This is a genomic window from Nostoc edaphicum CCNP1411 (genome assembly GCF_014023275.1).
Classification (GTDB): domain Bacteria; phylum Cyanobacteriota; class Cyanobacteriia; order Cyanobacteriales; family Nostocaceae; genus Nostoc; species Nostoc edaphicum_A.
Window position 1 is genome coordinate 18,832 of the sequence record NZ_CP054694.1, and the last position, 12,334, is coordinate 31,165.

General features: G+C 41.8%; 11 protein-coding genes and 2 CRISPR repeat arrays (1 of these 13 cut by a window edge). All 11 genes read right to left on the reverse strand.

Annotated features, from left to right (window positions below; all coding sequences use genetic code 11):
* Positions 1-637: direct repeats of the CRISPR family, unit length 35 nt; unit sequence GTTTCCATCCCCGTGAGGGGTAATGATTTTAAAAC (it extends 778 nt beyond the left edge of the window).
* Between the two features lie 295 nt (positions 638-932).
* Positions 933-2,048: a CRISPR-associated endoribonuclease Cas6 gene (gene cas6, locus HUN01_RS00330; RefSeq protein ID WP_181927111.1), complete on the reverse strand. Its 1,116-nt coding sequence runs from the start codon at positions 2,046-2,048 to the stop codon at positions 933-935.
* A gap of 40 nt (positions 2,049-2,088) precedes the next feature.
* Entirely contained in the window at positions 2,089-2,238 is a 150-nt protein-coding gene (locus HUN01_RS00335; RefSeq protein ID WP_181927112.1) for a hypothetical protein, read from the reverse strand.
* Between the two features lie 113 nt (positions 2,239-2,351).
* Entirely contained in the window at positions 2,352-2,591 is a 240-nt protein-coding gene (locus HUN01_RS00340; protein WP_181927113.1) for a hypothetical protein, read from the reverse strand.
* A 137-nt stretch (positions 2,592-2,728) separates the two neighbouring features.
* Positions 2,729-3,034 carry a hypothetical protein gene (locus HUN01_RS00345; RefSeq protein ID WP_181927114.1) on the reverse strand — a complete coding sequence of 102 codons (306 nt, stop codon included), beginning with the start codon at positions 3,032-3,034 and terminating at the stop codon, positions 2,729-2,731.
* 160 nt (positions 3,035-3,194) lie between these two features.
* The gene (locus tag HUN01_RS00350; RefSeq protein WP_181927115.1) at positions 3,195-3,464 is read right to left on the reverse strand and encodes a hypothetical protein; all 270 of its coding nucleotides are present in this window, start codon (positions 3,462-3,464) and stop codon (positions 3,195-3,197) included.
* Between the two features lie 138 nt (positions 3,465-3,602).
* Entirely contained in the window at positions 3,603-3,881 is a 279-nt protein-coding gene (gene cas2, locus HUN01_RS00355; protein WP_179069113.1) for a CRISPR-associated endonuclease Cas2, read from the reverse strand.
* Positions 3,881-4,921, reverse strand: a complete 1,041-nt coding sequence (gene cas1 / locus HUN01_RS00360; protein WP_181927116.1) for a CRISPR-associated endonuclease Cas1 — start codon at positions 4,919-4,921, stop codon at positions 3,881-3,883. Before cas1 (HUN01_RS00360) ends, cas2 begins: the two co-directional genes overlap by 1 nt.
* A 235-nt stretch (positions 4,922-5,156) precedes the next feature.
* Complete coding sequence (locus HUN01_RS00365) at positions 5,157-5,597, reverse strand: HNH endonuclease (RefSeq protein WP_181927117.1); 441 nt, start codon at positions 5,595-5,597, stop codon at positions 5,157-5,159.
* Positions 5,597-5,998, reverse strand: coding sequence for a hypothetical protein (locus tag HUN01_RS00370; protein WP_181927118.1), 402 nt, complete (start codon positions 5,996-5,998; stop codon positions 5,597-5,599). Before HUN01_RS00370 ends, HUN01_RS00365 begins: the two co-directional genes overlap by 1 nt.
* Positions 5,999-6,434: 436 nt before the next feature.
* A complete protein-coding gene (gene ltrA, locus HUN01_RS00375; RefSeq protein ID WP_238845327.1) occupies positions 6,435-8,036 on the reverse strand; it encodes a group II intron reverse transcriptase/maturase in 1,602 nt (533 codons plus the stop codon).
* A 693-nt stretch (positions 8,037-8,729) separates the two neighbouring features.
* Positions 8,730-9,856: direct repeats of the CRISPR family, unit length 35 nt; unit sequence GTTTCCATCCCCGTGAGGGGTAAAGGAATTAAAAC.
* 386 nt (positions 9,857-10,242) lie between these two features.
* Positions 10,243-12,264: a CRISPR-associated endonuclease Cas1 gene (gene cas1 / locus HUN01_RS00380; RefSeq protein WP_181927119.1), complete on the reverse strand. Its 2,022-nt coding sequence runs from the start codon at positions 12,262-12,264 to the stop codon at positions 10,243-10,245.
* Positions 12,265-12,334 lie beyond the last annotated feature (70 nt).

Genomic DNA, 12,334 nt, shown 5'->3' on the forward strand with positions numbered 1-12,334 from the left:
TTCCAGCGTCATGGGGAAGTAGTTTCCATCCCCGTGAGGGGTAATGATTTTAAAACCATTCTTGGAGATTTGGGATGAGCTAGAATTAACAGTAGGTTTCCATCCCCGTGAGGGGTAATGATTTTAAAACTGCTGTGTCTTATCTACTTTTCCAAGAGTACAAAAGACAAGTTTCCATCCCCGTGAGGGGTAATGATTTTAAAACCGTATCAATCCGTCCCTGACAGCTATTATAAATTTGTAGTTTCCATCCCCGTGAGGGGTAATGATTTTAAAACCTGCTCCATATCTATGCTCTCCACAAGAGAGCAAATAGTTTCCATCCCCGTGAGGGGTAATGATTTTAAAACAGTTATGAAGTTTCGGTAGAAGTTGGCGCAGTAAAGTTTCCATCCCCGTGAGGGGTAATGATTTTAAAACTTGCTCCTGGCAACATCCAAGGAGGGAACGTTAACGGTTTCCATCCCCGTGAGGGGTAATGATTTTAAAACTATTGCCCCGGCGTAAAAATCCGCTAGCGGAATTACCGTTTCCATCCCCGTGAGGGGTAATGATTTTAAAACAGTTCCAACTGGGTGCAAATGGACAGCGTAAGCCACAAGGTTTCCATCCCCGTGAGGGGTAATGATTTTAAAACCCTACCCTTCTAGAACACTTACTACGACTGGGTTTGAAAGTGCCATTTTCGCGGGGGGTCTAATTTTGCTGTCAATAAGCATACTTTACTGACATTAAACCACCACTATAGACATCTCAAAGCCTTATGCAGTAAGCGATTCGCGGGGGTCAACGAAAGAATCAGGGTTTCAAGCATTGGCATACCCCCGCGAAAAATTTGCGTGTGTAGGGTAAAAACCAACACTTTAACTTTCACCAAGAAACGCAATATTAATTTTTCAAGGTTCTGCTTGATTAAACAAGAGTATACCAAACTACTCCTCACTCTTCAAAGCGCGTCGTGCCAACTTGACATAAGTCTTCACCGTTTCATAAGGCATCTCTAAATCTTCTGCCACCACCTGCAATGACTCGCCCATTTCCCGCCGTGCTAAGATTGTCGCCCATTTTGAGGCTATTTCATCTGCCCTTTCTCCCCCCGTCCGCTTGCGTCGTGCTTTAAAAATCTGTGTTAAATCTTCAATGCGTTTCGCCAAGACAGTTTGCACATCAGGTATGTCTTGGACAACTTGAGATGACCAACCCAAACGTGTTTGTCCCAACCCAAACGTAGTTTTGTGACCAGTACCGCAGTAGGGTGCAAGTTTTCCTAAAGCAGAAAATAACTGCCCAAATTCTGGCTGTTTGGCTGCATTTTTAGCTAAACTCAACTCAATCGCCCCAGTGAATCCTGTGACTGCGCCTTTTTTACCCGCCAATACCTTCGCGGTTGTTAGTTGGCAACGAGTAATCAATATATAATCATCTACCCAAGCCAGAAAATCATCCTGGTCAACAGACATCCCCGAAAAGTCATTCCAGCGCCGCAGGTAGCTATGAAAGACATTCGCTGGTACTGGTAAGGGGAAGTGATGGCCTTTACGGCGAAAACTTGTAGGACTGAGAAATTTCAGAGCGAAAGTCTCATTAAGCTCAGATTCTAGCAGTTGCTTATAAGTTGTGGGAGGATGGGCAATTTTGACAGAACGAATCTGCAAAGGGGCATTTTTTAATTCCAGCACCTCTGGCAAATTTTCTACCCATTGCGCCATCCACTGTTGCACTCTATTAGATAAAGCTGTGACATACCAACGATAAGAGGTGTTTGCAGATAGTTGTATTTGTCTACCGCTACTGATAATCTCTCCATTTAAAGCTGAGATAGTAAACGGTTTCTCTGACTCTCCATCATGGAGGTAAGCTGAAAGTTCTGGGTCTGTGGAACCCACTTGTTGGAGAAACCAGGCGTGTAGTCCAATAGTGTACTGAGGGAAGAGGTAACAATCTTTTGCAGGGACTAACTCAAATTCTAAGCCGATTAACTCTGTGTCCGGCGGCCATGTAAGCGGAGATGGAGGGATATTTGGCTTTTTTTGAGAGCGTCGAAGCATAGTATCATTTGAGCCACAGTTTCTATATTTTATCTTGTTTTCATCCCCAGGAGGGGATAAAGCTGTGAGTCGTACTACTGCAAGATGAGGTTAAATCAGAGACAAAATAAAAATCCCCAGCAAACTGTTTGAGCGATCGCTGGGGATGATTAATGTTATTGTCATACCAGCGAACCAAGTCTTGCTTCATCACAATTACCCTCGACTGTCCCCATCAAAGGACTTTGGAGAATATAATTTTTAGCAAGAATCAGGATAACTGATATTAACAAAGACGCAGGTGTTTAGATAAAGTCAATCAACTCAAAGCTTCATATCGGGTAAATTCTGCACTCCTTGCACATCAAAAATAATCAAGAATTTGATATTTTTGATTGATTGTTTCAACACTTGTAAGTAAGCAACTGCATCATTACGGCGGCGAAACCGTGCAACAACATTAGACTGTTGAACACCAGAATTTAAGCCAGCAATATCCAACAGTTGTTCGTTAGATAAAACGCGAATAATGCACCACGGATGCAGTTGCTGAAAATAGGTCATAATAACCACCTTACAAATGCTGTAAAATACCCAAAAACTCAGCTTTGAAATGACTATCATTACCGTAGGCTATGAGTATTTGCTAAGACAGAGCAAGATGCTATTGACAAATTACTTAATTTGTGGATTTTTATCGGCTATGATTCAAGATGGTTAAGGTGCAACCAGTCCAAAACCTGTTCGGGAATCTCCTCGAAATGTTCGAGAAAAAAATCCATCAAAGCCAGATGGAGTAAATCATTATGGGTGGGATAGCGTCGATTGGAGCCATTTCTAAACCAGCCTCGAACTGTTGAATCCGAACGGGAACATATTAAGGCAATTAGTTCATAACTTACAGCCCATTTAGCATAAAATTGTGTTGGTGTCATGCTAAACTCCCAATTGCTATAGAGTAAAATCAGATGTCGTTCGCGTGTGGTGATTCGACGAATATTAGACATAATAAACAAGTTAAAATTTCCCAGACAAAAGGCACTTAAAACAGCAATTTCAAGGAATTGTCAAAAGTCATAATTTATCAGGAGTCTAGTATGATTGATATATTCATTCATCAAATGCTCTCCTGAATTCTGACTCCTGAATTCTGACTCCTGACCTTGATTAGTGCGAATCTAAATGGGTAATGATGATGCTCATATCCTCCATATAACGCCAGTAAAACCGTTTCGCCATTGATGCAGAAGAACTCCAGAGTTCGCCATCTTTGCAACGATATCGATGGGTTCTTAAGCTGCGATATGTAGCCCCATTATTAGCGAAACATTCAAAAGCTTTATCGTATTGCTTGCGGTCTTTTGGGGATAGTGAATCAAGTTGTTTTTGGGCTTTTGCAGCGAAAATCAAACGGAATTTGACAGCTTGAATGTGCATTCAAAAGTTTCCGAATGTCCAATGTCCAAACTTGACCGAAAGCGCAGAGATTTTTGCACAGGTGGAGCGCGTGCTTTTTTCCAAGCGTTCATTTTGTGATAATTTGTGTGGGTAATACTTTCTCAGGCGTTGCGTGAACTAAACTATAAACGCAGCGTCATCTACTACAAACTCAGGTTGTGTTCCCAATACTGCGACCTTGCAACGATTGTGTGCAGTCATGGGGTAGAATCTAACTTGGTCTTCGCGTTTGTTAACGAGTCGGAAGAGGTATTTGGATAGGTTTTCATACTGCTTTTCATCCAACACGCACTCGAAAACCGACTTTTGCACCCGCAAACCGTAAGCTTCTAGAAGTTTCGCCACTTTATTGCGACGGGTATCGCTAACAATGTCGTAGCAAACTAAATAAAACATCATCGTTTCACCAACTTTAGGGGAACAGTTTGCGGTTGAATGGTGTTGGTGAAGTCTGAATGTAGAGGGCGAAACTTTAACGCTAGAGGACGGTAAAATTCTACATCCCCCATTAAAGATGCGCGATATTCTCGTACCTGTAAGTCGAGACATTGACGATAACTTACTTCTCCGGCGTAAGGATGCAGTACAAAAGTTCGCAGTTTTGCTTCCCAATGTTGCAGAAACTTTTGTAGAGGATTGTGTAAGTGGCTTCTACCATTACCATTGCCATTACTATTAGCCAGATTGCGAACAAAATTTAACACCAAGTCATCGACAATAGGTGCGCGAAATTCGGCGGTAAAGTCCCATGCTAAGGGCAGTTCGTGACGATCGTCGCGGTGTAAAATTGGGTAATTAGGGTCAAGTCCTGCGGTGTTCAGAAGTGTGTAAATATATTGATGCAGTAGTTGATTTCCCAGGTTTAGGAGTCCGCTAGTGCGCTTTGCTGTTGTATAACTAGAACCATTGTAAAAGCTGAGTAGGGAACCAACGGCACAGTAATAAATGTTATCAGCTTCCTTGCTGTATTCGTCCAATTCATCAATTCCTGGTGCTAGCGGTAAGTTGTCCATCAACAGCGTCAGATAATTTAATGCGCGTTGGATTGTGTGATTAGCGTGGTAGCGAGTCCAACTTTGGAGAAAAGTATGTTGGTTGTGCAATTTTGCCCAGATAATACTTTCTGCTGTAGCGCGATTAAATTCGGTATCCCGTGCGCGTCTACGTTGGTAGGTGAGATATTTTGCTTGTAGTTTGGATGGGTTTTCTACTCGTCCTAAATATTCACCAGTTTGGGTTAGATATAAGACAGGAATCTGCTGTGAATGAACGATTTGAATGACTTCTTTTGGTAAACTGATATTACCAAAGATGATGAACTGACTGAGATTACGAATTGGAATACAGATACGTTGATTTTGTTGATGAAACACCTTTAAATAATGGTGTTGAATTTGGAATGTTACGTCCTGTTCGGTGATGTAAATTGTAGACATAAATTGAAGCCAACTAGGTTTAGTTGTAGGTGAGAAAGTTTTCTTTCCTTACCTATATTTCAATTTTCTCAGGTTGATATATGAGTTCGTATTTGCGTAAATGCTATTTTTATATGACTTCGTATATGGGTTATATGAGTTATTAAAAAGGCATAAAAAAAGCCGGAGGTACTATCCCCGACTTAAGCATAGTTTAATTATTCAAGCAATTACATAATCGTTGACCCGATAAACTCTACTTATCACTTTCCACATTCTGTGGTGGATGCAGATTTGCGCTCCTCAACAAACGGCGTAGATTGACAACACCAAACCGATTCAAACGCAAAGCTTCAACCGTTGCTCGACCACAAGAAGTTTTACCAATCACCTCGGTAAAATCATCACTCCAGCTAAAATGTTCGCTCCAAAATTGCTGCCGAGGATTGTACAGTGCAATTTTTTCTCCCGTTTCTGGATCTCTTGCCTGTGTTTTGGTATGTTTATGACCATTGCAGCCAAAGCAACTCCAAGCAAGATTTTCTAAAACTGTTTCTCCACCTGCTTGTCGGGGTTTTATATGCTCAACGGTAAAACTCTCGGTGGCAAATTGCTCCCAACAACGACAATACTCACAGTAACTACGGGCACGAGCAGCAACAATACGCCTCATTGGTTCTGGGGTTCGCTCTGACATTAGGCGATGTTGCTGTGTTTAGGCAAGAACTCGTTAATCAGCACTTTCAAATCAGTCTGACGAAGTTGAGCTAGTTTTATCAATGCTTCTGCACGTTCAGCATCTTGTTGCTCGACGCGTTCAACATACATTAGTAGCTCTTGATGCTCTGTGTCTCTAATTACTCCAATCTCGTTTTGTTGACGCAGATAAGCCAATCTATCTTGTTCTTCGGGAGACAGACGGTGTTGAATAATTTGAAGCAAAGCAGCTTCGCTGATTTGAGGGTTTGGTGTTTCTGATACCTGTAAAGCTTCGTGAGAAAGGGCTTCTAAAAATTCGACAGCCTTTACTAAAGATTCTCTTGGTAATTGTTCGAGTAAAGCGATCGCTCTTTTACGAATTTCTGTAGGTACAGCCATTATTACCTGACCTCGTTTGCTTCTAGCTTAGATTATAACCATCTTGCCCTGCTTTCTATAATTCCATCCTCTCAAACGAAAAGGCGAATGAACGACACCAACAACAATGCTGTATGTTTCCATCCCCGTGAGGGGTAAAGGAATTAAAACGGCATTGTATTGCTGCGTTTGGGAATCTTAGTGGCTTCAAGTTTCCATCCCCGTGAGGGGTAAAGGAATTAAAACAAGTTCTTGAAATAGTGAACAAGTCGATTTGGACACGAGATGTTTCCATCCCCGTGAGGGGTAAAGGAATTAAAACTCTTGAAGCGACACCACCCTTGGTGCGTAATATGGTTAAGGTTTAATGGGTAGGGCAGGGATATTGCTACCCCTTTCCCCCCGACAAACCGGACAAGCAAGTTAACCAAGCATCCGGCTTTAGCAAATCCTAGAGCTACCAAAGACTCAGTTCATCATCGAGTTCAGAATTGAGTTTCTGTACAATATAATGTATTTGTTGATGACAGTAATAATGCACTAGTTCCAAATTAGCGTAAGTATCGTTACCACCTTGATGACAAGGAATTATATGATGCTTTTGTATGGGTTCATCATTGAGTAATGACTCCCCGCATACAGGACACTTAAATCCTTGTTTTTGGGCAAGCTTCTGGTAACTAGGAATTAAACTTTTAGATTTAATATTCTGACGGTTTTCCCAATAAGATTTTAGCTCTGGGTCATCGGTAGAATAAGCACCCTTTACCATTGGATGTCTCCTAATATTGAACCAGCTAAACTTGAGCAGATGTTTTCCCGTGCGCTTGTTACCAAACACCCAGTAATCACTTCTATCAAGATTTAATCTTCCCCAATAACGATGATTACGCCAAGATTGGTTCTTCTTGGCGTGCATTCGTTTGGCATACCTTCTCTCCCTAACAAACATCCATCTATCTAAAGAACTGAATATTTGTGAGGAAACTACAGTCCGATAATAGTTAGCTATTCCCCGAATAATTGGGTTTAGCTTGCTTATGACAAAATCAACACTACAACTTTTATTATCAAGCCATACTTGTTTGATTTTATCCCGGATGTTTTGCAAAGATTCAATGCTAGGTTTGATTAATACTTTCCTACCTGTTTTGGTAGTGGAATCCGGGTATTGTCTGATGTGAAAGCCTAAGAAGTTGAATCCATCCAACAGCCGTACTATGTGGGTTTTTGACTCATTAAGAGTTAAACCGCGAGTAAACATAAACTCTTGGAGAGTATCCCGCGCTTTGACAGCATCTTCCCGACTTTTGCAGAACACCACCAAATCATCGGCATAGCGCACAATACCGCGATCGCCAATCGTATGACCGTTTTTATCGTACTTGATGCCGAGGACAGATTCCATACCATGCAAAGCTATATTCGCAAGTAGCGGTGAAATAATTCCACCTTGAGGTACTCCAGCATTGGTATTATGGAAAACACCTTTATCCATATATCCCGCATTCAGCCATTGTTGGATTAATTTTCTGGCTGGAAAATTACCAATGGCATTAATTAGCGGTACATGAGAGATGTTATCAAAGCAACCTTCAATGTCCGCATCTACCACCCACTTTTTAGTGGAGTTGGCTTTTGACATTGAATGTATCCTTTCAATCGCATCATGGCATGACCTTCCCGGTCTAAAGCCATAGGAAGTGCGCTCAAAGTGCGCTTCCCAATAGGGTTCCAAGGCATTTTTGATGATGGATTGGAGACATCTATCGACAATACAAGGTATTCCCAGAGGTCTTTGTTTTCCATTGGATTTACGGATATATACCCGCTTTACTGGTAATGGCTTCCACGGGATAAATTTGGTTAGAATATCTACCAACAATCCTCTCGCTTGTGGTGTTTTTACCAGCAGTTTATCCACCCCTGCTGTTTTACTGCCTCGGTTTAATTGCGTTACTCTTCTAACGGAAAGTAGTATATTAGAATAGCTACGCATTAGTAGCTTTTGTAGGTTGCGAACCTTTTTACGGCTACCGTCCTTGGTTGCCTTGAATATTCTCTGTCTGAGTCGCCTAACTACTCTGAATGCGTTTTTTCCAGTTGACGCTGTTCCAGTCGGTAGTTCTCTGTGTTACGTTCACCACTTTTTTAGAGCGCACCTAACTTTTCCATCAGAGTTCGGTTCCTTTCTATTGAACTCAAGGGATTCACCCGCCACACGTTAGCACTCTTTCAAGTTGGTTATTTAACCTATCTGCCCAGTTATGATTTCCTGTTGCCTTTCGACATAGCAGCATTCGCTTCTTGTGGCATCTTACACCCACCGGGGGATTAAAGCTGGATTACTCCAATCTCTACTTAAAACATCGACCTAGTTCAAAGACCCCGTTGGGGTTCCTACGTATCACACGCGAGAGATACAACTAGCTTGGGTTCCCTCTATACACCGGGGGTTCAAGGTGTCTACTGATTCTGAGGATTGGGCAGAATCACTTTTACCCCTTTTACCGTCTCAGCCGTTTTCGGTAATTCCTCTTCACGATGCCTCTACGAGGATTCACATCTGTTAACCCTGTCTAGTTTTACCCTAGCGCTTCACCTCACTGTGCGGCTTGCTGATGTCGCGCATTTTACCCTCTAGCTTTGAAACATCGCAGTTACCCGCAATGCTCCTTCGGGCGGGTACTGGCTTTTGACACTTGCCACGAGTTTTTCTGAGGAACTCACTCTCTACGTGCAACCGATAGTCGCACCCATCCCCGTGAGGGGTAAAGGAATTAAAACCCATGCGAGCCGTTATGGTTCCGATGATTCGGGACAGGTTTCCATCCCCGTGAGGGGTAAAGGAATTAAAACTGTGACAAGTTAAATTATATTTCTGCAAGGATGCATTAGTTTCCATCCCCGTGAGGGGTAAAGGAATTAAAACTCTAGAGCGGATTAGACTTGCAGCGGAAGATGTTCAGTTTCCATCCCCGTGAGGGGTAAAGGAATTAAAACTGAGGGAAAAAGCAGAAAAATCAAGAAGGAAAGTCTCCCAAGTTTCCATCCCCGTGAGGGGTAAAGGAATTAAAACCGAAGCTTTCATTTATGGAGGCTTTCCAAAATGAATTGTTTCCATCCCCGTGAGGGGTAAAGGAATTAAAACACGTCTTTTTGCGAATGCTGGGGCGGATGCAGTTTGTTTCCATCCCCGTGAGGGGTAAAGGAATTAAAACTATAAACTAACTCTCAGCAACGGCCATATTTTGCAGTTTCCATCCCCGTGAGGGGTAAAGGAATTAAAACTACTCTTTATGCCAGGGATGTTGCCTGGACAGTAAAGACGTTTCCATCCCCGTGAGGGGTAAAGGAATTAAAACCATTCTTAGGATTAATAAAAGACCACTTGTAAGATTCGTTTCCATCCCCGTGAGGGGTAAAGGAATTAAAACATATAGGTGCTGCACTTCTCACCCTGATAAAAGAAGGTTTCCATCCCCGTGAGGGGTAAAGGAATTAAAACTAGTAAGGTTTGCTGCTTTTTTACCTGATGGTAAAAGGTTTCCATCCCCGTGAGGGGTAAAGGAATTAAAACCTGAAAGTTAGCACCTGCACTCCCCCATCGGGAGCGCCACGTTTCCATCCCCGTGAGGGGTAAAGGAATTAAAACTGTTGGCAAAGCTGCCAGCAGATCAACAAACAATTGAGTTTCCATCCCCGTGAGGGGTAAAGGAATTAAAACTACCCCACAAAAATCCACCCCCAACGAGAATTCCACCTACCAGTTTCCATCCCCGTGAGGGGTAAAGGAATTAAAACATTGGGGGTATTTTCAATTCAAAGTTAGATGCAGAGAAATGTTTCCATCCCCGTGAGGGGTAAAGGAATTAAAACCCTGCCCATTTAGAAGCCTTATGCAGACAGGGTTACAGATACCCATTTTCGCGGGGGGTCTAATTTAACTGTCAATAAGCTACATTTATTGAGAATTTAGTCCTAGTAGACCCTTCTCAAAAGCTTACTCAGAAAGCTTTTCGCGGGGGTCAACGAAAGAATAAGGCTTTTGGCGATCGCCTGACCCCCGCGAAAAATTTACGTACACAAAGTAAAAACAAGTACTTTGAGATTCACTTGGAAACGTTAGATTAAGTTTTCAAGGTTCTGTCTGTTGTTTCAGATAGTATCACAAAGTACTCTGACTTTTCACAGCATAAAACACGAACTTAACATAAGTTTTCTCTACTACCGCCCCAGTTATGCAAGGTTATTTGTGGAACAGCTTATTTCTCCCAAATCATTGGTCGGTAAACTTCCACTTCACCCTTCAAGCATGAGATATATTCTCGTACCTGCAACTCAAGAGCGCGACGGTATGCTACTTTTTGTCCAGTATGAGGGTGCGTCATTTCTGATTGCAATTTCTCTTCCCAATGTTTCAGAAACTTCTTGAGTGCGTGAGCTTGAAAATACACACCTTCTCGTTCGTCGGGTAACGTAAAATCATCAATTGTAAAAACTTCTGAATTGACTAAATAAACTGCTAAAGAATCGACCAAACCAGCCCTCCATTCTTCCATCAAATCAGAAACTAGTGCTGGATGATTGTCACGGGGAACGTGTAAATTCCCAAAATGAGTATGCAATCCTACAGATTGGATGAACGAATAAACATTTTGGCTTAATAGAGTGTACCCCAAACTGAGCATACTATTAATGGGGTCAGTGGGTGGACGCTTGGTGCGCTTTTCAAACGTAAACGAACCAGAAAATAAACTTCCCAGTGCTTGAAAATAAATTGTCGCCGCCCTTCCTTCATATCCCCGCAGCATATCCAGATTATCTGCAAAAGGTAGTTTGCTCATCAAAATTTCTAATTCATTAGATGCCTTTTTGATGATTGTTTCATCTACATTTTTAGATTTTTGACGACGGTTTAACCGCATCAATAATATACGTGAATTATGCAACTTTGCCCGAACTATCGCTTCAGCTTGCTTTCTGGTAAACTCTGGATTTTGACAACGCTCAACCTGTAACATCAAATATTCAACTTTAGCATCACCTTCTGTTTGCAACCTGCCAAAATACCTACCCTTTTGTGACAAATACATGATCGGAATCCGTCGCCGCAACGCCATACTCACCGCACCATGTGATACATTACAACAACCAAACAGCACAACATTGCTGACTCGACTGACTGGAACTTTAATCCGCAATTCACCTTGATAATAAACTTGAAATTGTTGATTTTTTACGCTCAAATAAGCACCTTGGTCGGTTATATATAAAGTAGTCATGGTTTCCTGCCAATAATGAGAAATTGATGCTCTGGGAAAATTAATTGGTTTGTCAATACTGCAAGCTTTAGGAGGACGAGAAACTGGTTTCGCTGGTCTTGGTTTCCTGCGAAAATAAGGTGTACCCGAATCATTAATTACCCATTCTCCAGCGAGTACAGGTTTGGGTGGTGGTGGTGCATAAACTTCACCGCCAGCAAAGCGATAACCTAAAAAAGTAAACTCATCATTGGGCGTAAAAATCTGTGTCTTCTCTGGTTGTAGAGTTAAATAAACTTCTCCTAACCAAGCAGTAATTTTGTCAAGGATACGGTTTGCTTCTTGCCAACTTTTACAAGCGATGACAAAATCATCCCCGTATCGCACCAAATTAATACCTTGACTGAGACATTTTCTATCAAAACTAGTCAGGTATAAATTTGCTAAAGCACCAGAAAGTCCCCCACCTTGTAATACTCCTTTACCAAAGTTACGATATTGTCCAGCGACGATAATTCCTGACTTCAACTGCTGTTCTAGTAACTGTAATACTATTGGTTCAAGTGATAATTCCTCCAATGCAGTTAACAATAATGCCCAAGAAAGATTGTCAAAAAAATCGGCGATATCAGCTTTGATAATCCATTTTGGTTGATACTGATAGTATCCATATAAATGTTGTACTGCTTGGTGAATACTGTGTCCAGGACGATAGGCATAGCTGCAATCAAGAAACGTATCTTCTAAGGGAAAATACAATTCATCGAGTAGTAAACGCTGGATAATTCTATCCCGCACGGTAGGGACACCAATTAAGCGCTTACTGCCGTTTTTCTTGGGTATGTAAAACCCTTTAGCGGGGCTTGGAGTGTAAGTTTCGTGGTGTAGTTGATATTCGAGCTTCTGTAATTGTTCGGTAGCCATTGACTCGAATAAGTCAACAGAAATACCATCAATCCCCGCAGTCTTACTTCCCGCACGAACTTGTAGCCATGCGAAATTGAGGTGTTCTTTGGTGAACATAATCAAAAGTAAAAAGTAAAAAGGTAAAAGGTAAAAGAAAGATTATGGACACGCTTTCAACCTACTTGGG

Coding starts and splice junctions, on each gene's coding strand:
- cas6 (WP_181927111.1), bottom strand. CDS start 2,048: ATGCTTCGACGCTCTCAAAAAAAGCCAAATATCCCTCCATCTCCGCTT.
- HUN01_RS00370 (WP_181927118.1), bottom strand. CDS start 5,998: ATGGCTGTACCTACAGAAATTCGTAAAAGAGCGATCGCTTTACTCGAA.
- cas1 (WP_181927119.1), bottom strand. CDS start 12,264: ATGTTCACCAAAGAACACCTCAATTTCGCATGGCTACAAGTTCGTGCG.
- HUN01_RS00340 (WP_181927113.1), bottom strand. CDS start 2,591: ATGACCTATTTTCAGCAACTGCATCCGTGGTGCATTATTCGCGTTTTA.
- HUN01_RS00365 (WP_181927117.1), bottom strand. CDS start 5,597: ATGTCAGAGCGAACCCCAGAACCAATGAGGCGTATTGTTGCTGCTCGT.
- cas1 (WP_181927116.1), bottom strand. CDS start 4,921: ATGTCTACAATTTACATCACCGAACAGGACGTAACATTCCAAATTCAA.
- HUN01_RS00345 (WP_181927114.1), bottom strand. CDS start 3,034: ATGTCTAATATTCGTCGAATCACCACACGCGAACGACATCTGATTTTA.
- cas2 (WP_179069113.1), bottom strand. CDS start 3,881: ATGTTTTATTTAGTTTGCTACGACATTGTTAGCGATACCCGTCGCAAT.
- HUN01_RS00335 (WP_181927112.1), bottom strand. CDS start 2,238: ATGAAGCAAGACTTGGTTCGCTGGTATGACAATAACATTAATCATCCC.
- HUN01_RS00350 (WP_181927115.1), bottom strand. CDS start 3,464: ATGCACATTCAAGCTGTCAAATTCCGTTTGATTTTCGCTGCAAAAGCC.